Source organism: Mesorhizobium sp. M0587 (assembly GCF_040320945.1).
Lineage (GTDB): Bacteria > Pseudomonadota > Alphaproteobacteria > Rhizobiales > Rhizobiaceae > Mesorhizobium.
In genome coordinates this window covers 78,930-105,504 of sequence record NZ_JAMYQP010000021.1, presented here as the reverse complement: position 1 = coordinate 105,504, position 26,575 = coordinate 78,930, and the positions used below count along the sequence as shown (strand labels likewise).

Genomic DNA, 26,575 nt, shown 5'->3' with positions numbered 1-26,575 from the left:
GGTACCAATGTCCGGCTTCGCGCAGTTCGCTGCCCAGATCCGGATCGGTGAGGCACGCGACCACACGGCGCTCGTCCGGCAGGTCGGCGCTGTACCACCAGCCCTCGGGACGCGCCTCGACAACCATGCGGCAACCGCCCGGCGCGCGGTCGAAAAAGCGTGTATAGGCGGCAAGGTGTCCGTGCACCGTGAGCTTGGCGCCGAAACATCGCGCCAGCCGCCAGCTGCGGCCGGTCGCCCAAACCACGGCGCGGGCAACGATATCTTCATCGGCCAGCTTGAGCAGCCAGCCTTGATCGTCGCGTACTGCCGAACCCACGGCCGAGCCAAACCGCGTGTCCACACCTGCCGCCTTGGCCGCCTGTACCATCAGCCGGTCGAATCGCGTCCGCTCGAGCTGCCAGCCGGCACCTTGAGCGGAAAACATGCCGTGCCGCTCGCTGGGAACTTCATTGGCCCACACCGAAACAAGCGCACGATTTTCAACGAAGCCGGCCTCGGCGAACGGCGTCCAGACACCAAGCTGACGCAGCAGTCCATTCGCTACTGCCGGCAGCACCTCTCCCGGCTTTGGCCAATCATGCCTTCCTGCCTCCAGCAACATCACGCTCCGCGCGGGCGCGTGCCGACGCAACGTCAGCGCCGCCGCCGCACCCGCAGGACCGCCACCGATCACGACAAAGTCAGCTTGCTCGGACGGCATAGAAGGAAGCCACCACCCCTGCCGGGTTGGTGCTGCCGCCATCGCCTGAATGCGGGATGGTGCGCACCACAGAGCCAACGATAGCCGGAATCTCCAGCCGGTCCGTGCTGTTCGGCCAGACCGGTACGAGCCAGCCTATATAGTCGTAGATCCATTCTTCGCCGCCGACCACGCCCTTGCCCTGGAACCGGACTTGCATAGGCGAGCCGTAGCCGAAGCCGCCACGCAGATCGAGCGACCAACCTGGCCCGCCGATCGTTCCCGACAGCTCGGTTTGCGATTTCTCGGAAATGGCCAGCGTGCCTTCTCCGAAGAGCAGGTCGTTGGCCGCTTTGCTGATGTCCGGATCGTTGAGGAAGCTGCGATAGGTCCAGTTGCCGACAAAGGGATTGCTCATCGTCATTCTCCCGAATCTTCGACGCAGATGTATTTGACACCGGGTGAGGGTTGGTCGAGACCGCCGGCAGGATTTCGGATCATGAATCCGAGCTTCGACCACTCGGTGACCATCTTGAGGTCGCCGGCCAGAGTCTGCGGAATACCGCGTGCCCAATTGCGGAACTGGAAGTCGGTGCCGACCGGATAATAGACTTGCATCGGCCGGTGCGCAGGCCACCACAGCGTCTCCCATACCCGCCGCTCGCGCTCCAGCAACGTGTCACCTACGCTATCGGGATAAAGCACGTTCCACTCCTCATAGGTAACGTCGATCGTCTGGGTGGAACATTCGTTGAAGTCGGCCTGCCAAGGCAGGCCGCTGAGCTTGGTCAGGTCGCCGGGCTGCAGACCGATATCGAAATCGCTGCCTTGCGACAGCGGGTCGGAGGCATAGGCGATGTAGCCTTCCTCGCTGGTGCCCGCGCCCCAGCGATTGGCATTCTCCTGCGCGGCGGTCAGCGCGAAGCTATACCATTCGGGGTCGGCTTTGATGCGATAGGGCTCGCGCCAGATCGCAGGGTTGCGAATGATCCACGTCACCTCGCCGCCCGGGCAGAAGGCGCCGCCGAGACCGTTCGAGAGCACGCCCTGGTCCAGACCGCGGCCGCCCGGCACATTCCAGTCCTTGTAGGGCTGCCACGGGTCGATGGCCGGTGCGAAGCCTGCATCCACCTCGTCGATGAAGATACCCGCCGCCCATTGCCTGAGCAGGAAGAGTTGCGTGTCGGTTAGCCGCAGGAACTTGCGCACCGTCTTGTTGGTGATCGGGTTATCGCCGGCCAATAGCGGCATCAGCGGTAGGTGGTAGGTGCGCGTCGCCGGATTGGCCTCGAGCCGAAATAGGTTTTCCTCGCCGGGCTTGCGCAAGAGGTCGAACAGGTATTGCCGCGCGGAGCGGCCCGGATCGGTCGTCGCGTCTTTGGTTGCCGCGGCAAGCGCGCGGTCCAGCAACTGGCCGGAGCGGTACTCAAACGCAAGCCGGCGCAGTGCGGCTTCGATCGGCTCGTCCGGGTCGGTGGTGCGATCGGGTTCGGCGGGCTCTTGCCGCGACGAGGATCGGGCGAGGGTGAGCATCCGCTTCTTGGGCGGCGCGGCTGCGGCGCTAATGTGTTCGATCACATCGCCGACGGCCGCGTCGAATGCGTTGCGGGCGGCTTCATAGGCTGGGTCGGCTACGGCATCGTTCTCAGCGAAAGCCGCTTGCCAGCGCGCGGCGTAGGCCCGCGCGGCCTCGCCCTCGCCGGGCCGACAGACCGCGGCAGTGAAAGCCGCTGCTGCCGCCTTAAGCGAGGCCCCGGCTTCGCCGACCACGGCATCCTTCGCAGCGCCCGGCGCATGCGTGGCGTCAAGCAGCATCAGGCTTGGTTCGACCGCAGCTTCAAGCAGTCGCCCGCCGACATGATCGTCTCTTGCGCGCCCTTCCTTCTGCGCCAGCGCGCGGGGCGCAACCCGCGGCGGAATGCACAATCGGTAGGGATCGAATGTGCCCCGGCTCGACTGGTTGTGGGGAAAATTCGATTGCTGGAGTATGTTGGCGAAGTACGAGAATTCGTCGGCGCGGAAAATGATCGGCCAGACGTCGCGCCAGAACCACGGCCGGTAGGCCGGGTTCCACTCCACCGGTCCGGCCTTCCAATGTAGCAAGGCCGGCGTATCGGTGGGGTCGATCTTCTGCGGTGCGCTGAAAGTTCCTGCGGTGCCATACAAGTCGGTGCGATAGGCGAATTCGCGGATCGACATGTCCTCGATCACGTCATCCAGCGTGATCATGTCGAGCACTTCCGGCGCGTAGCGGGGATAGCCGACCAGCGCCCAGGCCGGATATTCGACGTCGATGTAGCGCAGCGCCTGGACGCGCTCTTCCATCATCATCAGCCGCGCCATCACCGGCCCGTCCGAAATGTCGTCGAACCAGCCGTCGCTGTTGGCATAGGTCTCGATGCGCGGATGGCCGAAGCCTGAGAGGAACGAGCCGCTGTTCCCATGCCCGCCAAGCACCAGCAGCCGCCCGTCGTCGTCCGTGATCATCTCGCCCAGCGTGTCGATCGCGTTGGGCGCCATCCCGGTTGGCGGGAAGGTGACGGCATAGGCCAGGTTGGTATCGCGCCCGAAGCTTGCCTTGCGCCGCGAGGTGCTGTCGACCGTTTGCGGGCCCGCGTCGATGATCAGCTTCTGCCGTTCGACCGGATCGGTGATGCCGGCGTTGCGCAGCGGCGCGCCATCGGGATAGCCGGCCTCCCCTCGCAGCCCGTCGAAGGTGAACCAGGCCGCCTTCTTGTTGGCGAGCTGAACGCGCCACTGGATGTCGACAAGCTTTCCGCGATTGCCACCGCCCTCGACATGGTCGCCGATCTTGAGCGGGACGCCGTCAGGGTTGGCCTCGTTATAGACGAAGATTTGGAAGCGTGCCGCCTGACGCTTGATGCGGCCCTTATCGTCCTTGAAGTGCTTGATCGGCGCATCGCCCTTAGCGGCGTTGCCGTTGACGTCGCATTCGATCGGCATCTGCGCCGGCTTTTCCGGCGCGATGCAAAAGGCATCGGGGCTGTCACCGAGGCGGGCAATGCCGACAGCGGGATGAATGCGATAGATCGTTGGGTCGGCCATATTGATTTCCCCTTGGTGCCAGTGCCGGCCGTGGGTTAGTCGAGAAAATTGAGCGAGACCCCGTCGAGCCGCAACAGCTCGCGGTCTTCCTCGTAGGAAGCGCCGATCACCACCAGGCTGACGGTGAGGCTGGTGGCGCCGGCCGCGATCAAGCGTCTTGCCGCGCGCGTCACGTCGATGCGGTGGTTGCGCGGCGTGTTCATGCTGCGCTCGCGCAAATCGAACTTGCGGTTTTCCGTTGGCGGCACCTCGCAATGTCCGGGTCCGCCATAACATTCGCCATGGCCGAACACGGCGGCATAGCCCGCGTATCCAGGCAGGTTGAGTGGTGTCGTGGCATCGGCATCCGGCGTGTTGAGAAATACGCGGATGAAGCAGGAGCGCGGCAGTTGCGGCACGCGATGCAGCCGCACCTCGGCCGAGCGGAAGCCCTTGGTCGCTTCGGGCACCGCGATCGGCGCCGAGACAAAGCGCCCCACCGGGTTGGTCAGGCCGACCGGCATCAGGCATCCGCCGCGCACATATTCATAGCCGAAACGGCTCATTTCGAGCGTGTCGCGCACCGCATAGCTCCACGGCGTCAGCGCGGAATCGAGGTCCGCCGGCAGGCCGTCGGGATGCTCCTGCTGCCAACGCGACCAGAGCCGGTCGATGTTGGCATGCACTGGCCAGAAGATCGGATCGTAGGACGCCGTCAGGTTCGAGAACATGTCGCCGAACTGCGGCTCGGAATAGAGATCGTCACGCTGGTGGAATTTTCGGCCGGCAACACGCACCGCGCTGTTGCGATCGGCGGGAGCGTCGGTCTTGAACGCCGGGTTCATGCCACCGGTCCAGATATGCATGGTGTTGTGCGGGTTCTGGTCTAGGAAGCCGAAGCTGTCGACATAAAGGCTGCCGCCGCCGAAGTCGCGGAAGGTGCGCAGCGACAGGATCTCGTCAATGTCCTCCTGCGCCGGGTAATGGTAATGGATGACGGTGTTGATCGAACCGTTGCCGAACTGGCTGGAATAGCGCAGCGGATACCAGAGCGGATTGGCCTCGAGCAGCGCGTCGATCAGCCGTTTGCGGTTTTCGCCCGCCACATATTCCTTGCCGCAGGCTGTGCTCACCGCGTCGTAAACTTGGGTCGGATTGGCCCAGAACTGGCCGACCAGCGTGTCGATCTTGGCCGGAAAACCCTTATCGCGCAGGAAACGTGCCGAGTCTTCCGTCAGAAAGCCCTTGAAGGCATCGGGAAGGATTGCGCCGTTGGCCGGGTCTTCAGGCTTGTAGCGCGATGCGGGGAAATCCCACCACGGCATGGTCACGTCGGGGCAGAAATCCTGCAAGGCCTGCTCGAATTCATAGAGATACACGCGGTGCCACGGCAGGAATCGCTCCCAGCCATGCTGGCAGTGGTTCTGGTGGATCAGCGCCAGGTTGTTGTAGCTGCGCTTGTCGCCGACCCACTTGTTGAGCTTGTACAGCTCGCGAAATGCATGGCGCAGCCGCTCTTTCTGCGCGTCGTCGAGCACATCGACGTCCATGCGCTGTCGCAATTCTCCCTTGGCATAGCGCCATGCCGCGGGATCAGATGCCGGGCCGAAGATCGGGCCGGAAAGCCCCTTTACCTCGACGCGTGCCTCGGTGGCCACACTGACCTCGCCGGCAAGCGCGACTGATCCGATCAGCTCTCCGGGACAGCCTTCGTCGATCCAGGTCTCGATCCGGTCGATATCGTCATAAGCGATCGGCTTGCCGCCCCAGGGCAGGCGGGGGAGCTGCTTGCCGTCGAAGGGCGGCAGTCCGCGCAAGCCGCGGACCAGCGCTGAGCGCGCACCGCGCCCCTCGGCGTCGCTCTTGCCGCAACACGTTGTTGAAAGCGGCGCGATCAGCGGCATGCCCTGGAGCTCAAGCGTCAGGAAATCCGGCAGCGTCACCCCGGTCAGGCTGCCTGGTCCAGCTTTGCCGCCCGCAGCGGTGAGGATCGCCTCCACGTCGCTCCACGTAAACGGCGCATCGGGTTCGGACGCCTGCGCCTTACTTGTGGGCATCGTGGCCACCCATCGGCATCCCATGCATCTGCATGGCGTCGCCCTGCACGGCGTCACCCACCTCAGCGGGCAGCACCACGGCAACGTTCTGCATCATGCCCTGATCCTCGTGGTCTAGGATATGGCAGTGGAGCACATACTCGCCGATATAGCGCTCGTAGCGGGTGCGCAGCGTGATCGTGTAGATGCCTGAAAAACCCGTGGGCAGGTTTTGCGGGATCAGGCTCTTGATCCACAGCGTGTCTTTCCACACGCCCTTGAGGCCCGGATATTGCGGGTCGGGTGTCCCGGCGATGTCGTCTATCGCTCCAGGCGCGCTGACGTCCTTGCCGAGGGGGTCGGTGATTGAGACGATCTGGAACGGATTGACGTGGATGTGGAACGGATGGCTGACGAAATGCGATTGCAGCGTCCACACCTGCGCCTTGCCGAGCGGCAGCTGGCGGTCGATGCGGGTCGGATCATAGGGTTTGGTGTCGGCGGTGTTGAGGGTGTTGCCAACCTCGAACTTTACGTCCGGCCCTGTTGTATCGATGAAGAAGGTCAGTTCCTGCGTGCCGTTGCCCTTGACCTCCTCGTCCGTGACGTCGGGGTGCGGTGTGAAGCTGGTGAACTTTATGCCAGCCTTGAGATCGGACACCACTGCCGCCTTGACGTCGGCGGGCATGTTGGTCTCGGCCAGTGCAACCAGTATGCTCTTAACATAGGACTCGACATTGTCGACCGGCTTGCCCGGCGCAACGTCGATCAGGCCGAGCAGTTGTGGGCTCACATCCAGCCCGTTGACCACGCCCGATTTGGGCGCCGAGGAATCGATCACGCAGTAGCGCCCGGCTTCCGGAAAGACGACCAGCGCGTCGAAGCGGTAGCCGGGCTGGAGCGTCGCCAGCTTGGTCATTTGCGCAGCCGCCATTGTCAGGCCATCGGCGGCGACCAGCGCATAAGGCACTGGCTCGGTGTCGCAGGTATCTTTGATGAAGGCGGCGGTGGTCTCGGCCCTGAGCAGGGTCTTCACCCCAGGCTTCAACTTGCCGTCGAGCACCTTGAAGAACTGCAGGCTGATCGTGTCGCGCACGCCGGCATGGATGATGCGCCAGCGCTCGATCTGACCCTGCGTCGCCTTCATAGGGTCGGTGGGGTTGAACACCTTGCCGTTGAGCGAGGTATAACGACCCGATGCCGGCCAGGTGCCCGGGCCGAACTGGTCGTAGCCTTCGATGCCGCCGACATCGCCGGGGTCGCAGAAATAGCGGCCGTTAATATCCTGCTTGATCGGGCCGAGGTCGCCTTGCTTCGCGGCCGGGCCGCGGCAGGCATACTGAATCTGCTGCATCACCAGCACCCGCTCCGGAACTGCCGAGGTCGGGATCAGCGTATCGATGTCGCCATGGGCGGTTGGCGTCGGCGGGCGACCGCCGCGAATGATCAACGCGCCGGCCATGCCGCTCGACACCTGCAACGCGGTCGAGCCGTGGCGGTGCGTGTGATACCAGAACGTGCCGGAGGGGTGGTCCGACGGGATATTGTACTCGTAGGTGAACTTGGTTTGCGGGTTGATTGACAACAGCACATTGTCGCTGTTGCCGGTCGGGCTTACCCACAGGCCATGGGTGTGCAGGTTGGTGCCGTTGAAGCAGTGCGGAATGTCGGGCATCTGGCCGCCCGTCATACAGCCGGGGTCGCCGGGCTGCGGGCCTGCCGGCAGCTGGTTGTCGAGGATGATGCGCACCGTGTCGCCGGGAACGGCCTCGATGGTCGGCGAGACATAGGGCGCACCGGGATCGACACCCTTGCCCGTGTAGCCGCGCAGATGAACCTTGTCGTAGCCGCCCGTCGACGGGTTGTAGATCTGATTGTCGATATAGTTGATCTTGAGGTCGAGCAGCCGGTCGCCGCGCACCGGTGCCGTGTTGCCGGGCAGGGGCGCGGCCGGTGCTGCCTCCGTCAGGATAGGCTTGGCGATCGGCGCGCGTTCGTCCTGCAACAAGGGTGGATTGAGGATCTCGGCTGCCGCTGACGATGCCGCCATTGGTCCCAGGCCACTAACGAAAACACCCGCGAAGATTCGCGCGCGCACCATCGATCCACCACGTGACATGGGGCCTCCCTCAAATTGGCTCTAGATTTCAATCCGCAAGCATAGTGACCCAGATCGTGAGAATTGTCCAGATGGATTGAATGTAAAAGGTGAAAGTTACTTAATGGCCATGTGCAGGGTTGCTTATACGGCTCATTAAGATTTTATTGCAATTTCATTTACTTGTAGAAGTTCAGCCGCGATCGGCGGCTCTGCAGCGCGGCACGATCACCAATTTCGTATCCAGCTGGCGTTTACGCCGATGTCCGCTTCGCAGGGCGTCTTCCCCCGAGCAAGCTCCTCGCCTACGTTTGGGCCGCGAAGAACAAGCACCAAACGGGCGCCACAGGTCTCGTGGCGGCTGGATTAGAAGTTCTTGCCCAGGTTGAGCAGGAACCCGTTGTCGGTATCGCCATCGCTGCCGAACAGGCCGCGATATTCCAGCCGCACGTTGAAGTCCTGCACCGTCTGCACATTCACGCCGAGGCCGAGCATGAAGCGGTCCTTGCCGAGCCCGTCGATCGAGGTGTGATAGATCGGCCCGCCGAACATGTCGGCGTAGTTCATGGTGATCGCGCTCTCGCCCTGGAAGTCGTGCTGGTACTCTAGCCTCACCTGCGGTGAAACCACGCCGAAGTCAGCGGCGAACCTGTAGGCGAGCGTCAGGCCGAGATTGCCGGTGGTGGTACTGATGTCCTGCTCGCCATAGTGCAGGGCCGAGGAGGGATCGCCACTTTCGGCGAAGGCATCCAGCGTCGCCTTCGCCACGTCGAGACGCGCATAGGGCGAAATCTGCCATTCCTGGATCTCGAACTTCTTGCCGGCCGAAACCGAGGCGAACCATTGGCTACCATCGCGCTCGCCGTTGGCAAAGCCGCCGCCGGATGTCAGATAACGCTTCGAGTCGAACGACAGCCACTGATATCCGACCAGACCGTCGATGAAGTAGTCCTGGCCGGGATGATAGCTGGCATAGAGTCCCGCTGTGTAGGCCTTACCGGTGCTGCGGCTGCCATTGTCACCAATGTCGCTGACATCGCGGCCGTAACCCATGCCCAGACCGATCGCGAAAGCGCGGTTGAGGCGATAGTCGACGCCGGCGCTTAGGCCTGTGGTCTCGAACTTGTAGCCGTCGTCGCCGTCACGCTCACCGATATTGATCGAGCCTCCGGTCCAGATGGTTACCTTGCTATGGCCGAAGCTGCCGGAGCCGAAGCTTCCGGGCGTGCCCGACGTAGCGGTGTCGTCGAGAGACGATTTGAAGGGCCAGTTCGGGTCAGACGTCTGGCCGCGCTCACAGGATTCTCCCTTTGCTGCCCGCTCCTGGTCACTGCAGGTGTCGTCGAACGAGAGCACTATGCCTTGGACAAAGGCCAGGCTGTCGGTCGGTTCCTGGCCATCGTCGCTGTCATGAAGGCCTTCCAGACGCTGCTGGAAATTGCCGATCTGCGAGGTAGCGAAACGGCGTGTCGCGGCGGTCTCGGCGTTGAGAATGCCCATGACCTCGCTGTCCAGCGTCGGATCGGGACGCTCGACGACCTCGATGGTGATCGCTGTCACCGCCGACGTCGCATAGGCATTGCTCAAAGTGAAGGTCACTGTGGCCGTACCCTGGTATGTCGCTGTCGGGGTGAAGGTGAGTTGGAACCCGTTCAGCACGGTCGCTCCAGATGAAGGGGGAGGCACCGAAACAAGGCCCGCAGAGGTAAACGGCCCGCCAACCGCATCCTTGGCAAGGTCGACCACGACTGCCTTGCCCGACACTGTCGTGACGTGCTGCGCGACAGGGACGGGTACAGGCCTGACGTTGATCGTGACGGTGGCAGGCGCTGAGGTTCCGCCTGGTCCGGTCGCCGTGTACGTCAGTGTGTCCGACCCGTTAAAGGACGCTCCCGGGGTATAAATGATGTCAGTGCCGCTGACCGACGCGGTGCCGTGCGCTGGCGCGGTGGCGACCGAAATGGAAGCGATGGTGCCGGTATCGTTGTCCGTGACGTGGATGGTCACGGCTTGGCCCTCAAGCGTTTCGGCCGTCTCCGGGTTGGCAACCGGCGGGTTGTTGCCAATCACAAGCGTATAGTTTGCCGTGCCGGTGAAACCAAGATTGTCTGTCGCCGTAACGGTGATGTTGAACGGGCCGACAACCGTCGGTGTGCCAGAAAGCGTTCCCGTCGAAGAAAGTGTTATCCCGGCCGGCAGCGCGCCTGTCGTCACCGCAAAACTGTAAGGGCTGGTGCCCCCATTGGCTGTGAGTGCCTGGCTGTAAGCGACGTTAGATTGACCGGCAGGGAGGCTGGCTGGTGCCAGCCCTATGGTCGGCACTGCAACCACCAACGTATAGGCCTGGGACCCACTTGCCGCCGTGCCCGCCGTGCTGTCGGTCGCCGTCACAGTGAAGTTGAAGGTGCCGGCAACAGTCGGCGTTCCGGCTATTGCTCCGCCCGCGATGGTTACGCCTGCCGGCAATCCGCCCGCGGTGAGCGCATAGGTGTAGGGGCCGTTGCCGCCGCTCGCCGCGAGCGGTCGGCTATAGGCGATTCCGGCCGTGCCGCCTGGGATGCTGGTGGGCGATATGGTCACGGCCGGCAGGTCGATCGTCAAGCTATAGGCATGGATCCCTGACTGGCCGTGAGCATCGCTTGCCTGGACCGTGAGCGAGAAAGTGCCCGATTGGGTAGGCGTGCCCGAGAAGGTACCGGCCGAATTGAACGACATACCGGCCGGCAGCGCGCCGGACGTCAACGAGAAAGTATAGGGCGCCACACCTCCGGAGGCGGTCACCGTGGCGGAGTAGGGCGAAGCAGCCGTAGCATTACTCAGTATTGCAGGGCCGACAATGACGGTGGGCGGCCCGACCACCAATGCGTAGGACGCCGTGACTGCAAAAGTCGCTCCGGCACCGGTGCTGCTGTCTTGTGCCTGGAGCGTGAAATTGTAGGTGCCGGGTGCCGTGGCCGTTCCGGAGAGCAGCCCAGCCGAATTGAACGAGATGCCTGGCGGAAGCGCGCCGGCGGTGATGCCGAAGCTGTACGGACCTGTGCCGCCCGAGGCCGAGAACTGCTGGCTGAACGGCGCACCATAGGGAACGGGAATAGATCCGGGTGCCGGCGCCATGACAAGCGTTGGGGCGCTGACGGTGAGTGTGAAGGGCTGTGCAATCGCGAAGGGGCCATTTCCGGTGCTGCTGTCAGTGCCTGTGACATTGAGGCCGAAGCTGCCCGCTTCTGTCGGCGTCCCGGAAACGGTCACGCTGTTGGTCGTCGTCCCTGTGGCGGAAAGGCCCGCCGGCAAGCCACTTACCGACAGTGTGTACGGCGCAGCACCACCGGATGCGGTGAAGGTCTGTGAATAGGTAACGCCGACTTGGGCGGCCAAAGCCCCGGATGCCGCGACCACGATCGTCGGATTGCTGATCGTGACGGTTACTGTCGCCGGTGCGGACATTCCGGCCGTATTCGTTGCCGTATAGGTGAACGAGTCTGGACCGGCGTATCCGGCAGTGGGGGTGTAGGTTATCGATGTGCCGCTGGCCATTGCCGCGCCGTGGGCAGGCGCTGTGGCGAGCGCAACCGATGTCGGCGTTCCGGCGGTGATGTTAAGCGTGATTGGATTGGCGCTGCTGTTATAGGCGACCGTGGCCGACACGGGATTGGCAACCGGCGGAATGTTGACGATCTGGATGCCGTAGGCGCGGGGCGCGCTTGAATAGGGGCCGGTTCCCGTGCTGCTGTCAGTCGCGGTTACAGAGAAGTTATAAATTCCCTCTGCGGTCGGCGTTCCCGAAAACGCACCCGCGCCGGACAGCGATATGCCTGGCGGAAGGGCGCCGGCCGTCACTGCATATGCGTAGGGCGCGGTGCCACCGGTCGCGGGATTGAGCGAGGCCGAATAGGCCGCGCCGACCGTGCCGTTGGCAAGTGTGGTCGTCGGTAGGCTGACGGTCGGCGCGGCAACAACCAGCGTATAGGCACGTGTGCCGCTGAATGGCCCGGGCACGGTGCTGCTATCGGTTGCCTGGACGGTGAAATTGAATGTGCCGCCGGCTGTTGGCGTGCCCGAAAGTGCGCCTGTTGTCGTGTTCAAACTCAGACCGGCCGGAAGCGATCCCGCGGTGACGGCGAATGTATAAGGGCCTGTTCCACCGCTGCCGGAAATGGTCGTGCTGTAGGTCGATCCGACCGCTGCGCCGCCAGGCAGAGTGGCCGGATTAACGACGATGGTCGGCGCGGCATTGATGACGACGGTTATGTCCTGGGGGACGAACCAGACGCCCCCGGTCGAGATCGTTGTGCTGTCCTGCGACTTGACCTTGAATGTGACGGTGCCCTGAACGCTCGGCGTTCCGGAGATCAGGCCGCTGGAAGACAAGCTCAATCCAGCCGGCGGGGGACCAATCTCGACGCTGTAAGTATAGGGCGCGGTGCCGCCGCTGGTGCTGAGTTGCTGGCTGTATGCAAAGCCTACGGAGCCTGCGGGCGGGTTGGTCGGCGAAACGGCCAGCGTGGGTCCAGGGACACTCAAACTGTAGCTTTTGTCAGTCGTCAAAGGCGTGCCGGCGGTGGAATCCACCACATGCACGGTGTAATTGTAAGGGCCCGAGCCCGTTGGCGTGCCGGAAATCCTGCCGTTTGTTGCAAGGCTGAGTCCCGGGGGCAAGCTGCCGCCCCCCGGCGTATAGGTATAGGGCCCCACGCCACCGCTGGAGGAAATTGTCTGGTCGTAGAAAACGCCGACTGCCGGTGTCGGCAGGCTTGCGGGGGTAACGGTGATGGGCGAGCTGGCAGGGGAGACAGTCACATTGACCGTGACGACGCCCGCAGAAGCATCTTCAAAGGTGAAACTGTCGGACAGGGCGCCGTCGCCATTGTTGACATAGGTCAGGAGCCCAGCAGACGCGTTGTTGATGGTGACGGTGCCGTGTGCGGGCTGCACCACTCGGTCCTGCGGGTTTGTTCCGAAAGCATCGCATGACGACGCGTCGATCTGATGGAAGCCGCCAGACGCCACCGTAAACGTAATGGGGAGGGGGCAGCCGTCGGATGGAGCGGCCTGTGCCAGGGATGGCGCCAAGGCAGCCATGCCAACAAATGCAAGCATGGCAACCCATAGCAGGAAGCTGCTGGCAAGCGCATCCGAACGCCCGGCGCAATACTTTGCAGTCCGATCCAATGCACGCCCCCAATGCCGCCAATCGGTACGTTTTAGTGCCGAGGCGCAAAATATCGACCCCTTAAAATCTTTAAGCCGTCTTAGAATCCTGGCTTGGTCAGCTTCTTCGGATTCTAATGCAAAGTAAATCATATAGTCTTCACCATGTCTACCTCAGGTGAAAGACTCACCTTGCAGAATCCGTGCTTTATGAGCAATGATGAATTCAAGAAACCAAGATGTCTAATATTAGGGAATGCTAATGGCAGAATTTTTTCTCGGCCAGATCATGATGACGGGATTCGGGTTCGCGCCAAAGGGCTTCGCCTTTTGCAACGGCTCGATAATCGGCATCGCTCAGAACCAGGCGCTGTTTTCGCTGCTCGGCACCACCTACGGCGGCAACGGCACCACGACCTTCGGCCTGCCCAATCTGCAGTGCCGCACCCCGGTCGGATTTGGCCCATCCGCCGATCCGAACTGGAACCCGACGGCCTATCAGTGGGGTGAAACGGGCGGGGTTGAAAACGTCACGCTGCTGTCTCAGCAACTGCCGGCCCATAACCATGTGGGTAATGCGACCACGGCAGCGGGTGCGGCGCGCAATCCCAGCGGCGCGCTCTATGGCGCCACCACAAACGCCATCTATGCCGCACCGAATGGCCGCGCGGTTCCCTTGTCGGCTCCCACCGTCACCTATGTCGGCGGCAACCAGTCGCACCCGAACATTCAGCCTTACGAGACCATCAACTACAACATCGCGATGAGCGGGATTTTTCCGTCACGCAGTTGACGCCGCCAGCACACAATTGCCCGCCAAATCACTGCCCTGAGGAGGTCCATCGATGAGCACGCCCTTTGTCGGAGAAATCCGCATGTTCGGTTTTTCGCGCGTGCCGAACGGTTGGTTCGCCTGCGACGGAGGGGTGTATCCCATCTCGGAATATGACGTGTTGTTTACACTGATCGGCACCACCTATGGCGGCGATGGCCAGTCCACGTTCGCCGTGCCCAATCTTTCCGGTCGTGTGCCCATCCATCAGGGCACAGGGTCTGGCCTATCGAGCTATGTCCTGGGCCAGGCGGCCGGCAACGAGGACGTCACTCTGCTCCCTCAGCAGATGCCGCAGCACAATCATTCGATGACCGCGACCACGTCGAGCGCCGATGGCAAATCGGTCAACACGGCGGCCGAACTTGGTGCCATCTCAAACGACACCATGTATGTGACCGATATTGCCGGCGCTACGCCTTATGTCACCGCCCCTCAATCGACGCAGACTATCGGCGGGAACACGGCTCACGACAACACGATGCCGACGCTGACAGTGCAGTTCTGCATTGCATGGGCGGGAATTTACCCATCGCAGGGCTGAGCCCGCGCACGGGATTGTTTATGGAAACCGGTTCGCCATCCAGATCGCAAGGACATTCCAATGACTGAGCCCTTCCTCGGTGAGATACAGGTTTTCGGGTTCAGCTTCGCTCCGCGCGGGTGGGCTTCCTGCAATGGCGCCGTTGTTCCGATCCAGCAAAATTCGGCGCTGTTCTCTTTGCTTGGCACCAACTACGGCGGCAATGGCACAACCACCTTTCAACTGCCCAACTTCACCAACCGCGCCGGCTGCAACCAGGGCAGGGGCCCCGGGCTTTCAAGCCGCACCATCGGCGAGACGTTTGGCGCAACCAGCGAGACGCTGACGGTTGCACAAATGCCGGCGCACGCGCATCAGTTCACCATATACAACCAGCCGGATCTGGCCAAGAAAACGGGCTCGCCCTCTGCCGGCAATTCATTGGCCCCGCCCGGAAGCACCAGTCCTTTTGTGGCCAATGCGCAGGCGAACGCGCAATTCCTGTCCACCATGCTCGGCGCTACCGGGAACAGTCAGCCGCACGAGAATCGCCAGCCTTACCTCGCGGTGAATTACAGTATAGCGATGTCGGGGGTCTTTCCGTCCTTCGGTTGATGGCCTCCAGCAAAGCAGAAGCGTTGCCGACGTTTCCTGCCGGCGAAAGCTCCCGGCTGAGCTTTCCACGTGGCGCGTCCCGCAGGGCGACGCTCGCGGACATTCCATTTCTGCGCCGGCTCTACTGGTCATTCCGCATGGAGGAAATGGAACCCGTGCCTTGGCTGCAGGAGATGAAGCGGGCTTTCATCGACGGGCAATTCGCCCTCCAGCACCGCCACTATGTCAGCGTGTTTTCAAACGCCGATTTCCTGATCCTTCAGGACAAGGGCAAGCCGATCGGACGGCTCTATGTCGATACCAGCGCCGAGCGTTGGCATATCATCGACATCGGTTTTTTGCCGGAATGGCGCAAGCGTGGCCGAGGGATCGCCCTGCTGAAGGCAATGCAACGCCAGGCGCAAACCTCCGGGGCATCGGGGGTATTCCTGCATGTCGAGCGACGCAACATCCGCGCACAGGCTCTCTACCGCCGCCTTCAGTTTCAGGAAGTCGATGCTACCGATACCCATATCGGAATGGAGTGGTCTACGGCCTGACCGGCCTTGCTTGTCCGGTCGACCGGATGCACTGTCAATTGAAGATTGCCTGATAGACAATGCCTTCCTTGTCCCTGGCGACAGGGACAAGGAACATTTCGAGGCTGCCCAACGTCGCATTCTTCAGCTTGTAGAGCTTTTGCGGTAGGACGATCGGTGAGCCGCTTCGAAACATCAGGGAAAAGGGCGATCGCCGAATTCCGGGAAATCCGCTTTCCGGCAGCGGCCGCGCCTCTGACAGCGTCATGGGCAGCGAACTCTCCCCCATGTCGAGGTCGAACGCGCTGCCGACGCAAACGGCGAAATGCTCCAGCGTCACAAGTCCCATGAGCTCTCCAATTTCCCGCACTTTGTGCCTCTCAGGCAACCATCCCATGGTCGGGTCGTGGACGGCACGCCGATGGCTCGATTGATACCGTGTTCTGGCACGGCATGAAAGTTCTTGCGAGCCCTTCCTTCCGGCAAGATGTGGCTTCTCGATCCAAGCATTGTTGGTCGACTGTAGTGTCACTGTGGGAGGTGCGTCCTCAGTCTTTGGAATATTCGCCAGGGCGGATCCTCAAACAGTAGACTGACAGCATAGAACTCCCCCAGTTGAATTCATGGGGATAGTTGTTGCCGCTGGTCGTCGCATGATAGCCGGCAGGGGCCGATTTGGCGGTTCCGGGTCTGTATTGCCATACTGCGAAATCAATGCGATCGCATCGGGATTGTTGCCGTTTGCATCCCGCGGGCCACCGATGATGGCGAACAGGCAAAGAGCGCCCGAGTTCGCGTGGACGGGACTGACCTCATGCGATGCCGGCGATATTAGCTTCGCCTCGTCGAAGGCCGGCCACACCAGCCCGATCATTGCTGTGGTGCATCAGGTGCTGGGGCTGCTGCCCGAGCTGTCGGTCGCGGAAAACATCGGCATCGTGCATGCAAGGTCGGGCTGGTCGCAAATCAGCCGTCGGCGCATGCGCGAAATCGCCCTTGGTGCGCTCCGGCTGACCGATGCGATCGGCGAAGAGATCATCGATTTGCCGGCACGCAAACTGTCCCTCCACGAGGGCCAGATCGTCGAGCTCGCTCGTGCACTTTCAACTGGAGCGGAAGTGCTGCTTCTTGACGAGCCGACGGCCAACCCAACCGCCGGCGAGACGGCCAAACTTTTCTCGGTGCTGAAGCGGTTAGTGCAGGAGGAAGGCATCGGCATGCGCTCAACTGGCCGTTCTCGCCAGAGGAAACGTTTGCCAGGTTGATCTCGGGTGACTCTCAAGCTTGCGCCGGCCGGCTAAACGCGACGGCATGAACACCGCGACCGTCAGCTATAAGCGTGATCGTTTCCGCCGCGGATGATCACTTAGGACGACAGTGTCGGGTTTACGACGATGTCGGAGATCGGACACAGATGGGGCGGCTCACCACCACATTGTAATTGAAAGCTTTATTCCTTTGGCACGGTTGGTGCGGCGAACGATTCGCAAACATGCAGGCCACCCAAAAGAGAGGTGGGCGTCATCCGGATTCTTGCGTTAACGGTCCACTCGGAGTGGCACCCGACGGGCGCGGGCGGATGCCGGCCGTCCCGATTGTCATCGATTCCGGTCTGCAGAAAACAGGAAGCGGATTAGAGGGACAACCAGCATGAACTCGAATTTGAAACGGTTGGCCAAGGCAACTGCCATCGCCTTGCTCTGGACGGTTAGCGCTGCGTGGGCGCACGAAGGTATGTGGATGCCGGGCCAGACTGCGGAAGTGGGCGCGGCCATGCGCGCGGATGGGCTCCGGATCGACCCCGCACAGCTGGGCCGTCTGGACGTTGGCCCGCTCAACGCGATCGTATCACTTGGCGGATGTTCTGCCTCCTTCGTCAGTCCACAAGGGCTAGTCGCAACCAATCACCACTGTGTGTTCGGATCCATCCAATACCACAGCAAGGAGGGTCAGGACTATCTCACAAACGGCTTTCTGGCGAAGAGCGTGGACGAAGAATTGCCTGCGGCGCCTGGCAGCCGCATCTATGTGATCGAGCATATGCGGGATGTGACCGCCGACATGCTCAACGGCGTCTCGGACAAGCTGAACGGCTTTGCCCGCTATGAGCGGCTCGACACAAACCGCAAAACGCTGATCGCCGCATGTGAAGAACAGCCCAATCGCCGCTGCGAGGTATGGGCCTATTATGGCGGCGCCTCCTACTATCTGGAGCAGAAACTCGAAATTCAAGACGTGCGCCTTGTCTATGCGCCCGCGCTTGGCATCGGTAACTTCGGGGGCGAGACGGACAATTGGATGTGGCCGCGTCACACAGGCGACTTCGGCTTTTATCGCGCCTATGTCGCTCCTGATGGTTCCGCCCGTCCATATGCGCGCGACAATGTTCCTTACCGGCCGAAGATCTGGCTGCCCATAGCCCGTGACGGGGTCAAGGAAGGCGATTTCGTCATGGTCGCCGGCTTTCCGGGGTCCACCAATCGGTTGCGCACCGCCGACGAAGTCCGGTTCAATTTCGCGCACTACGAACCGCTGCTGCAGCGTTTGCTGTCGGACTATGCCGCCCAGATCAGGCAAGCCACGACAGGCAATCGCGAGGCGCAGATCCGCTACGCCTCCATCCTGCAAGGCGCGGAAAACTACGAGAAAAAGCTGGCGGGCGATCTCGCCGGGGCCGATGCAATTGGGCTCGAGGCGCGCAAGGCCGCCGAGGAGAAAGCTTATCGCGACTGGGTCGCTGACGATCCTGCCCGGCAGGCGCGCTATGGAGCAGCAATCCGCGAACTGGACGCCATAGTGGCCGAGAATAGCCGGGCCTCACTTGAGGAGCTGCGGCAGGCGCTGCTGGACCGCGCGCAAATCCTCTCATCCGCGCGCGGTCTCTATCGCTGGGCCAAGGAGCGCGAGAAGTCTGACGAAGACCGTGAAAGCGGATTTCAGGATCGCGACCGTAACCAGACCGTGGATCAACTGATGCAGATCGAACGCCGTTATCTGCCCGACATCGATCGCAACCTCTTCGAGGCCGCGCTCGATGAATATCGCCGGCTGAACGAAAAGGACCGCGATACTGCGTTCGAGACCGCTTTGGACCAAATCGGCCTTGACCGACTTTATGCAGACACCAAACTCGCTGACACGGCCACGCGGCTCGGCTGGCTCGACAAGCCCGCGGCTGCTTTCGAGCTGTCGGACGATCCTTTCATCAAGCTGGCGGTCGCACTATACCCCGGCGATATAGCTACGGAGCGCGCGGCCAAGGACCGCGCCGGCCGCACGCAGGCAGCCCGGGCGACTTATATGCAGGGCCTGCGTGCCTATCGGCAGTCGATCGGCCGGTCCGTGTATCCCGACGCCAATGGATCGCTGCGCATCACCTGGGGTAAGGTGACAGGACGCACGCGCGACGGGCAGATCTGGACGCCCTTCACCACGGCCGAGGGACTTCTAGCGAAGCACACTGGCAAAGGTGAGTTCGATGCGCCGGATGCCATAGTTGCCGCGATTCAGGCCAAGGACTATGGCCCATATGTCGCGCCAACGCTGGGCACGTTGCCGGTCGATTTCATGTCCACCGTCGACATCACCAACGGCAACAGCGGCTCGGCGACGCTGAACGGGCGTGGCGAGTTCGTGGGTCTCGCTTTCGACGGCACACTCGAGGGCGTGATCTCGGACTGGGCTCCCGATGCGGACCGTGACCGCGCCATCCATGTCGACAGTCGCTTCATGCTGTGGACCATGGACAAGATTGACGGGGCGGGCCGGCTGCTCAAGGAAATGGGAGTGCGGCCGTCATCGCGCTCCTGTGCGGATAGAAAACGTTGATAAATGTCAGGGTCTTGTTGCAATGGCTGAATGGGAGGCGCAGAGAGGTCTGACACGAGGCCAATCACGCGGCAAGGCGAGGCTCGGCTGTTGCTTACGCATCATTGACGCTTGCGTGGTGCTGCCGGACGATGTTCCGCCTCAGCAGTTCACGCCGTCGAAACTTTGGCAACTCGTTTCCGACCTCGATGCGTCTATCCGAGTGTACCCGTTGCGCCGCTCCGCGTTTGAGGCCAAGAGGGACGATATAGACAGCCTGAGCCACGACATTGCACGTGATGGATACCGGCCTGCGCGAACGGCTGAGCACGGCGAATGTGATGCAGACCGAAACTGACGGGGCGATAGCCGAGATGGTCGCTCGCAAGCTGGTCGTGCGGCTGGATCGCGGCTGATTGGGCTCCCACTTCATATATGCCAATGCCCGCGCCGACCGCGTTTCCAGGAGGCTATTTCGACCGACGTGTCACGCCCGTGAGTTCCGCCACGTACATGAGGACAACCGCGATTTGCATATTCGCAGGGCGAAAGCCCCGTTCGTGTCTGAACTGCTTGGTCAGATAAAATACTGAACACTATGGCAACGAGCGCAGAGAGCCATATGCTCGTCGTGGTCTTGAGCATTCGAACCAAGCGATGCAACTCACATCGCGGTCAACGTGGAGTCTGCTTGTTGCGCTCGCACTTTGTGTAGCTGGCGCGATGGCTTGGGGGTTTGTTGGCGGGCTCCCCTTCCATACCAAAGGGTCAAGGTATTTCGGCGATGCATTCCTCGAGACGCGCCAGGCTGAACGTCGCATTGCGAAATTCATGTCCGGCTTCGAAACGCCGACGGCGCCCATTGGTGCGGTCACTATGAGGTCGCGCTTCAGTTCGGCAATGCGCGCGCGGACCCTGTCGACCCTCGTCCTGATGCAACGCCTTGGTCCACCCACACCCGCGCATCGGTCTTCCTGCCACACCAAAAGCCATGAGGGGGTAGCCACCGAGATTCCAATTCCGGCAAGCCGAAACGCTCTAATTTAACATCGGCGCCGCTTGGGAAGAAGCGCTGGGCCTCCGGACCTGACGTGGCGTCGGCCCATGAGCGGCAGCGCCAAAGCGCAGTCACAGGCCCCTCAAGCGCCGGGCAGCGCGCCCTTCGCCGACATCGCGTAGAAATCAGCAGGATGGCCAGCCCCACGCCGCACGCGGTCAGGATAAGGCTCGCCGTGAAGATGCAGTTGGCGCGTTCGTAGGTGTGTCGGCGCAGCGAACTCATGTCGAGCTGAAACGCGATGCCGAAGAGGATCGGCACAACGGTGAACAGATCGTAGAATCGCCATGGCCTGGGTTAGCAGCCCAATGCGTGACGAAGCCGGGCGAAAAGGCAAGCAAGATCCCCCCGACGGTGATTGTACCGTTGCGAAAAATCGTCTCGATCCCTTCGGATGGTTGTCGTTCAAGTGCTCTCCCCTCCATCAGCCGTAGCAGGCGCGGTCGACATTAAGCTCTCAGATCCCTGTACATCGCCGCCAATTGGTCAAGGGCCGAGCACCGAAGCCATACGGCACCGTCTCAGGTTGCGCTGCCCCTCCTTTGCGGCTGGTGGCGCTGAAGCAAAGCGCGCGTTTGATGTCATGGATGGCTCTGAAAATCGGCGTCGCCGCGATCGAGGCGGCGCGGCACGGTTGATGCTCCATCGCGTCTTGTAGCCAGATCGCTGCCGGAGCGTGTTCGCGTTGCCACCTAACTGCGACGTAGAACGCTCTCCGACGCTCGAGGGCGGACAACCCCGATTCGGCGCCGCCTGTGGCGAGCAGTTCGAAGTTCCATTCAATCGAAACCAAAGAGGAGACGACAGTGGCGAAGGCGAAAGGTTCGGCGAAGAACGCCAAAGCGGAGGCAAGCAAATCGGTTTCCGTTTGGGAGGACGATCCCGGAACGGGGATACTGGTTAGCCGACCCATTCCAGACCTTTCCAAGAAGCCTCTTGCTTTTGGGTTTCCCGAGCCTGCTCCAAAGCCGGGCGTATACCCTCCCGGAGCGGCCGATTTCAGGTATTGGACCGCAGCGGAAGCGTTGCGACGGGGCGCGGACTTCTGGTCGGTGCGCGTTCCGCTGACGAAGTGGCAGGTCGGCGCGACCCTAAAGGTCATCCTCGACGAAGGAGACGATCTCAATGCCTACTACGATCGCGAGGCCCTTAACTTCTTCCACAGCCCCTCTCGAACAGGTACCGTTTATTCGGGAGAGAGCCCCGATGTAGTTTGCCACGAGATGGGACACGCGGTACTGGATTCCTTCAAGCCGGAGTTGTGGGACGTAGGCAGCCAGGAAGTCGCGGCATTCCATGAATCGTTCGCCGACATCAGCGCGATCTTGTCGGCCATCCAGCTACCGTCGCTTCGCATCAGCATACTGCACGATACCGGCGGCCGCCTTTACAGGAATTCGCGGCTTTCTCGCCTCGCCGAACAGATCGGCGCTGCCATCCGCGCGCAGCGTCCGGACGCTGTAGATGCGGACTGCCTGCGGAATGCGGTGAATTCCTTTGCGTACCAAGACCCGAGCACGCTCCCCAATTCGGCCCCGGCAGCACAGCTTTCCTCGGAGCCACACTCGTTTTCGCGCGTTTTTACAGGCGCGTTCTTCGAGTCGCTCGGCACGGCCCTTTCCGCCAAGGCGCAAGATCCCACGATGCCGACGGAGGCTGAATTGCTCTCAGTCGCAAGCGATCTGGCCGGCATTCTCATAAGCGCGATCAAAGCTTCGCCGGTGGTGTCCAACTGGTACGCCCAAGTGGCCGCGAATATGGTGATCGCAGCTGGCCCGGTGGATGCTAGATATCCGCCGATCATCAAAGCAATCTACGTGCGTCGTCTGATCCTCTCTCTGCACTCCGCAGCGAGCATTGCCTCTGTCCCAACCGCGCGAGCTGCTGGCCCTGCCGCTGCTGCCGCACAGGAAGACCTGGCCGAGACAGCGTTGCCGGCAGTTGACTACGGGATCAACGGGGTGCTCTTCGTCAGGACGCCATCACAGAGAGACCATTTTGTCGCATTAAGCGCCGCCGGCGACTTGTCGCCGGTACAACCTCTCAGCGCAGCGACCGCGGCTCAGATGTTCGTCGACGATCTGTTTAGCCGAGGTCGTGTGGACTATGACGATGTGGTCTTGCCTGAGGCTCGGCTGGATCACGGACGTAAGCTAAAGTCACATCGGCTGGTAACGACCCCCGGCGGCGCGCGCTTGGATAGGCTGCTATTCGATTGCGATTGTGGATGCCAATGATAAGCTAGACAATATGATAGTGCGAAATCATAGAGAGAGCGAAGGTGCCGTCTAAAAGGAAGGCCGATCTTATAGTCCCGAACGACTCCGAGAAAGCAGCGTTCGTGCGAGGTATGATCGAACGGGGCGAAGCCGTACAGGCCAATCCCGACGGTTCTTTGCCTCCAGGGGCCACCCATCTTATTGTCGGGAAGACAGAGAATGGACTGCCGATCGTCAAGCGTGCCAGATTCAGCGCGTTTTAGTGCCCGAAAACTGATGCTCGGTTCCGAAGTCATAGGTCCGCCTAGCGCGTCAGCTTGGTCGTTCGGCATACCCTATCCGTACGGCAAAAGCGGACATGAGCGAGCAGGCTAGGCGGCACGTTTTGCTCCACAATCGCCGTCGTGCCAGTTGCAAGGACAGGGCAGCGATCGAGCCTGATTGCGCGGCGAGCATTTCCATTATGGTCCGTCGTATACCAAAGAAAGGTTTCGACGGGCGTGATGAATTTATTCGCCGCGCTCTTCACATGCCGCGCGTTCTTCAGTTGAGGCCGACGCCGCTGCCAGAAAGCTGTCTCCCATCGCGGGGCGGCGGCGTAGTGGGCAGCAAGCGCGGGCGTGTAGTCGGCAAGGCCTTGCGCGGCGATCATCCCATAGCGCGCGCGGGCGAGGTCATCGCGTCCGTCGGCCATGTCCGACGCGGCATAGGCGGCGAGGATGCCCGAGCGCAGCGCATGCACGATACCGCGCGACGACAACGGGTCGGCGGCGAACAGGCAGTCGCCCGCCGCCACCCAGCGCTCACCCGCGGCCGGATCGATCGTGGCCGTTCCCGCCGATCTGATCGACGCCGAGGTTTCGCGTGCGCCTGGGGGTAGGAGCGGGGCGATGAATTGCGTCGCCGCCAGTGCGCCGTACCAGGATTGCGGGTCGCGCAGTTCGCTGCCCAGTGGGATCGGTCAGGCACGCCACCATCCGGCGTCCGCCAGGCAAGTCGGCGCTGTACCACCAGCCCTCGGGCCGGGCCTCGATGACCATGCGGCAAGCGCCCGGCGCGCGGTCGAAGAAGCGGGTGTATGCGGCGAGGTGGCCGTGCACACGAAGCTTCGCGCCGAAGGATCGCGCCAGCCGCCAGCTGCGGCCGGTCGCCCAGATCACGGCGCCGGCGACAATGTCCCCGTCGGCGAGGTTGAGCCGCCGGCCTTGGCCCTCACGCTCCGCCGAACGCACCTCACACCCAACTCGCACCTGCGCGCCTGCCGCCGCTGCCGCCTGCACCAGAAGCCGATCGGTCGAGTTGCCAGCCGGCGCCCTGGGCGGAGATATGCTGTGCCGCTCGTCCTGCGCCTCGCCGGCCCATGCCGAAAGGACCGCGCGGCTCGCCAAAAAAGCTCTCTCGAGGAAGGGTGTTCAAACGCCGAGCTGGCGCAGCAGCCCACGCGCCACCGCCGGCAACACCTCCCCGGTTTTATCAGGTGGTGCCGGCCTGCCTCGAACAGGACGACGCGCCGGTCAGGCGCGTGCCGACGCAACGTCAACGCCGCCGCCGCACCCGCCGGCCCGCCACCAATGACGACGAAATCAGCCTGCTCGCACGGCATAGAAGGATGCCATCACCCCTCCCGGGTTGGTGCTGCCGCCGTCGCCCCGAATGCGGGATCGTGCGCACCACCGATCCGACGATCGCCGGCACTTCCAGCAGGTCGGTGCTGTCGGCCAGACGGGCACCAGCCAGCCGATATAGTCGTACATCCACTCTTCGCCGCCGACCACGCCCTTGCGCTGAAAGCGCACCTGCATCGGCGAGCCGTAACCGAAGCTGCCGCGCAGATCGAGCGACCATCCCGGCCCGCCGATCGTGCCTGAAAGCTCGATTGCGGATTGCTCGACGATGGCCAGCGTGCCTTCGCCGAATAGCAAATCGTTGGCCGCCTTGCTGATATCGGGATCGTTTAGGAAGCTGCGATAGGCCCAGTTGCCGACAAACCGATTGGTCACGGTCATTCTCCCGAATCTTCGACGCAGATGTATTTGCTTCCGGGCGAGGGCTGATCGAGCCGGCCCGCCGGATTGCAGACGACGGAGCCGAGCTTCGACCATTCGGTCACCATCTTGATGTCGCCGGCAAGCGTCTGCGGAATGCCGCGCGCCCAGTTGCGGAACTGGAAGTCCTTGCCGACGGTATAATAGGCCCGCATCGGCCGATGCGCAGGCCACCACAAAGTCTCCCACACGCGCCGCTCGCGCTCCATCAGCGTGTTGCCGACGCTGTCGGGAAAAGGACGTTCCATTCCTCGTATGTGACGTCGATCGTCTGGGTGGAGCATTCGTTGAAATCAGCCTGCCATGGCAGCCCGCTGAGCTTGGTCAGATCACCGGGCTGCAATCCGACATCGAGATCGCTGCCGAGCGACAGCGGGTCGGGGGCATAGGCGATATGGCCGTCCTCGCTGACGCCCGCTCCCCACCGATTGGCATTCTCCTGCGCGGCGGTGAGCGCGAAGCTGTACCATTCGGGGTCGGCCTTGATGCGATAGGGTTCGCGCCAGATCGCTGGGTTGCGAATGATCCACGTCACCTCGCCACCCGGGCAGAAGGCACCGCTGAGTCCGTTCGAGAGCACGCCCTGGTCCAGACCGAGGCAACCCGGCACGTTCCAGTCCTTGTAGGGCTGCCACGGGTCGATGGCCGGCGCGAAGCCTGCATCCACCTCGTCGATGAAGATGCCCGCCGCCCATTGCTTGAGCAGGAAGAGCTGCGTGCCGTTCAGACGCAGGAACTTGCTCACCGTCTTGTTGGTGATCGGATTGTCGCCGGCAAGCAGCGGCATCAGCGGCAGGTGATACGTCCGCGTCGCTGGATTGGCGTCGAGCTGGACGCCAGCCGGCGCATCGCTGCCGCAATCGGCTCGTCCGGATCAGCGGTGCGATCCGGCTGGGCCGGCTCCTGCCTCGAAGACGACCGGGCAAGCGCGAGCATTCGCTTCTTGGGCGGTGCGGCGGCAGCGGCGATGCCTTCGATAACGTCCGTGACCGCTGTATGGAACGCGTTGCGCGCTGCCGCATAGGCGGTGTCCGCCGCTGTGTCGTTCTCGCTGAAAACCTGTTTCCAGCGCACAATATAGGCCTGCGGGAGTTTCATCATCCTGGGGCGGGCATACAGCCGCGCTAAACGCCGCTGCTGCCCGCCTGAGCGCGGCGGCGGCATCGCCAACCACGGCATCTCTACCGCGCCCGGCGCCTGCGTTGCATCGAGCAGCATCAGGCTAGGTTCCACTGCCGCCTCGAGCAACCGTCCGCCGACATGATCCTTGGCGCGAAGTTCCTTCTGCGCCAGCGCACGTGGTGCGATGCGCGGCAGGATGCAGAGGCGATAGGGATCGAACGTCCCCCGGCTGGACTGTTTGTGCGGAAAGTTCGACTGCTGGAGGATGTTGGCGAAGTAGGAGAATTCATCGGCACGGAAAATGATCGGCCAGATGTCGCGCCAGAACCATGGACGATAGGCTGGGCTCTATTCCACCGGTCCAGCTTTCCAGTGAAGCAGGGCTGCGGTCTCGGTCGGATCGATCTTTTGCGGCGCGTCAAACGTGCCTGATGTGCCAAACATGTCGGTGCGATAGGCGAATTCGCGGATCGACATGTCCTCGACCACATCTTCCAGCGTGATCATGTCGAGCACTTCCGGCGCGTAGCGGGGATATCCGTGCTGCGCAGATCTGTGCTCCGGCCACTCAAATGCACCCTGACCGGATCTACCCGATCCGTTCGATCAAGGACAATTTGTCCGATAGCTAACAGTTTTGTCTCCTCGGAATTTTAGGTGCATTCATCAAGCACACTCCGACCTCCTATCAAAAACCCCAGCAAAAAAGGCATATAGCGATTCGCTGGGCGAGATTGGCGGCTACATCCTCAACATGGTGCGCCCGTTGCGGGTCATCTGCCGCAAGCCTTTGAGGGTTGCGATCAACCAAAGGAGATTGACCTATGC

21 protein-coding genes and 1 pseudogene are annotated in these 26,575 nt (G+C 62.2%); 7 read left to right on the top strand and 15 right to left on the bottom strand.

Annotation, left to right across the window (positions count from 1 at the left end):
- The 6 genes from NKI49_RS19655 to NKI49_RS19630 all read right to left on the bottom strand — a co-directional run.
- A partial coding sequence (locus tag NKI49_RS19655; RefSeq protein ID WP_352695728.1) for an NAD(P)/FAD-dependent oxidoreductase occupies positions 1-745 on the bottom strand: 745 nt, incomplete at its 3' end.
- Positions 684-1,100 (bottom strand): hypothetical protein, encoded by a 417-nt coding sequence (locus NKI49_RS19650; protein ID WP_352606136.1) that lies wholly within the window; start codon positions 1,098-1,100, stop codon positions 684-686. The genes NKI49_RS19655 and NKI49_RS19650, both read right to left, overlap by 62 nt.
- 2 nt (positions 1,101-1,102) lie before the next feature.
- A complete protein-coding gene (locus tag NKI49_RS19645) occupies positions 1,103-3,748 on the bottom strand; it encodes a LodA/GoxA family CTQ-dependent oxidase (RefSeq protein WP_352606134.1) in 2,646 nt (881 codons plus the stop codon).
- Between the two features lie 35 nt (positions 3,749-3,783).
- Positions 3,784-5,784 carry a tyrosinase family protein gene (locus tag NKI49_RS19640; RefSeq protein WP_352606132.1) on the bottom strand — a complete coding sequence of 667 codons (2,001 nt, stop codon included), beginning with the start codon at positions 5,782-5,784 and terminating at the stop codon, positions 3,784-3,786.
- Entirely contained in the window at positions 5,771-7,882 is a 2,112-nt protein-coding gene (locus NKI49_RS19635) for a multicopper oxidase family protein (RefSeq protein WP_502899589.1), read from the bottom strand. Before NKI49_RS19635 ends, NKI49_RS19640 begins: the two co-directional genes overlap by 14 nt.
- 345 nt (positions 7,883-8,227) lie before the next feature.
- On the bottom strand, positions 8,228-13,162 hold the full coding sequence (locus NKI49_RS19630) for a putative Ig domain-containing protein (RefSeq protein ID WP_352606128.1): 4,935 nt from the start codon (positions 13,160-13,162) through the stop codon (positions 8,228-8,230).
- Positions 13,163-13,271: 109 nt separating this feature from the next.
- Here NKI49_RS19630 and NKI49_RS19625 point away from each other — a divergent pair, with 109 nt between their 5' ends.
- The 4 genes from NKI49_RS19625 to NKI49_RS19610 are packed head-to-tail and all read left to right on the top strand — an operon-like array spanning position 13,272 to position 15,518.
- On the top strand, positions 13,272-13,802 hold the full coding sequence (locus NKI49_RS19625) for a phage tail protein (protein ID WP_352606126.1): 531 nt from the start codon (positions 13,272-13,274) through the stop codon (positions 13,800-13,802).
- Positions 13,803-13,854: 52 nt separating this feature from the next.
- Positions 13,855-14,385, top strand: a complete 531-nt coding sequence (locus NKI49_RS19620) for a phage tail protein (RefSeq protein ID WP_352695726.1) — start codon at positions 13,855-13,857, stop codon at positions 14,383-14,385.
- 60 nt (positions 14,386-14,445) lie between these two features.
- The gene (locus NKI49_RS19615) at positions 14,446-14,979 is read left to right on the top strand and encodes a phage tail protein (RefSeq protein WP_352606122.1); all 534 of its coding nucleotides are present in this window, start codon (positions 14,446-14,448) and stop codon (positions 14,977-14,979) included.
- 23 nt (positions 14,980-15,002) lie between these two features.
- Complete coding sequence (locus NKI49_RS19610; protein ID WP_352606120.1) at positions 15,003-15,518, top strand: GNAT family N-acetyltransferase; 516 nt, start codon at positions 15,003-15,005, stop codon at positions 15,516-15,518.
- Between the two features lie 34 nt (positions 15,519-15,552).
- Here NKI49_RS19610 and NKI49_RS19605 read toward each other — a convergent pair whose 3' ends face one another.
- Entirely contained in the window at positions 15,553-15,846 is a 294-nt protein-coding gene (locus NKI49_RS19605) for a DUF6916 family protein (RefSeq protein WP_352606119.1), read from the bottom strand.
- 412 nt (positions 15,847-16,258) lie between these two features.
- Here NKI49_RS19605 and NKI49_RS19600 point away from each other — a divergent pair, with 412 nt between their 5' ends.
- From NKI49_RS19600 to NKI49_RS19590, 3 genes are all read left to right on the top strand, one after another.
- Positions 16,259-16,762, top strand: a complete 504-nt coding sequence (locus NKI49_RS19600) for an ATP-binding cassette domain-containing protein (RefSeq protein ID WP_352606117.1) — start codon at positions 16,259-16,261, stop codon at positions 16,760-16,762.
- Positions 16,763-17,147: 385 nt separating this feature from the next.
- Positions 17,148-19,325, top strand: coding sequence for a S46 family peptidase (locus tag NKI49_RS19595; protein WP_352606115.1), 2,178 nt, complete (start codon positions 17,148-17,150; stop codon positions 19,323-19,325).
- 1,842 nt (positions 19,326-21,167) lie between these two features.
- Positions 21,168-22,598 (top strand): gluzincin family metallopeptidase, encoded by a 1,431-nt coding sequence (locus NKI49_RS19590; protein ID WP_352606113.1) that lies wholly within the window; start codon positions 21,168-21,170, stop codon positions 22,596-22,598.
- Between the two features lie 286 nt (positions 22,599-22,884).
- On the opposite strand, the gene NKI49_RS19585 is transcribed toward NKI49_RS19590, so the two are convergent.
- The 8 genes and pseudogenes from NKI49_RS19585 to NKI49_RS19550 all read right to left on the bottom strand — a co-directional run bounded on the left by NKI49_RS19585 (position 22,885) and on the right by NKI49_RS19550 (position 26,254).
- A complete protein-coding gene (locus NKI49_RS19585; RefSeq protein WP_352606111.1) occupies positions 22,885-23,376 on the bottom strand; it encodes a hypothetical protein in 492 nt (163 codons plus the stop codon).
- A gap of 7 nt (positions 23,377-23,383) precedes the next feature.
- Complete coding sequence (locus NKI49_RS19580) at positions 23,384-23,968, bottom strand: NAD(P)/FAD-dependent oxidoreductase (protein WP_352606144.1); 585 nt, start codon at positions 23,966-23,968, stop codon at positions 23,384-23,386.
- A gap of 65 nt (positions 23,969-24,033) precedes the next feature.
- Positions 24,034-24,183, bottom strand: a pseudogene (locus NKI49_RS19575) (FAD-dependent oxidoreductase); the annotation flags it as partial.
- Complete coding sequence (locus NKI49_RS19570; RefSeq protein ID WP_352606109.1) at positions 24,164-24,580, bottom strand: hypothetical protein; 417 nt, start codon at positions 24,578-24,580, stop codon at positions 24,164-24,166. The gene NKI49_RS19570 and the pseudogene NKI49_RS19575, both read right to left, overlap by 20 nt.
- 2 nt (positions 24,581-24,582) lie before the next feature.
- Positions 24,583-24,873, bottom strand: a complete 291-nt coding sequence (locus NKI49_RS19565) for a hypothetical protein (protein WP_352606107.1) — start codon at positions 24,871-24,873, stop codon at positions 24,583-24,585.
- Positions 24,834-25,412 (bottom strand): LodA/GoxA family CTQ-dependent oxidase, encoded by a 579-nt coding sequence (locus tag NKI49_RS19560; protein WP_352606105.1) that lies wholly within the window; start codon positions 25,410-25,412, stop codon positions 24,834-24,836. The genes NKI49_RS19565 and NKI49_RS19560 overlap by 40 nt, the downstream gene beginning before the upstream one ends.
- Positions 25,412-25,843, bottom strand: coding sequence for a hypothetical protein (locus NKI49_RS19555; protein ID WP_352606103.1), 432 nt, complete (start codon positions 25,841-25,843; stop codon positions 25,412-25,414). The genes NKI49_RS19560 and NKI49_RS19555 overlap by 1 nt, the downstream gene beginning before the upstream one ends.
- 252 nt (positions 25,844-26,095) lie before the next feature.
- A complete protein-coding gene (locus NKI49_RS19550) occupies positions 26,096-26,254 on the bottom strand; it encodes a hypothetical protein (protein ID WP_352606101.1) in 159 nt (52 codons plus the stop codon).
- Positions 26,255-26,575: the final 321 nt, after the last annotated feature.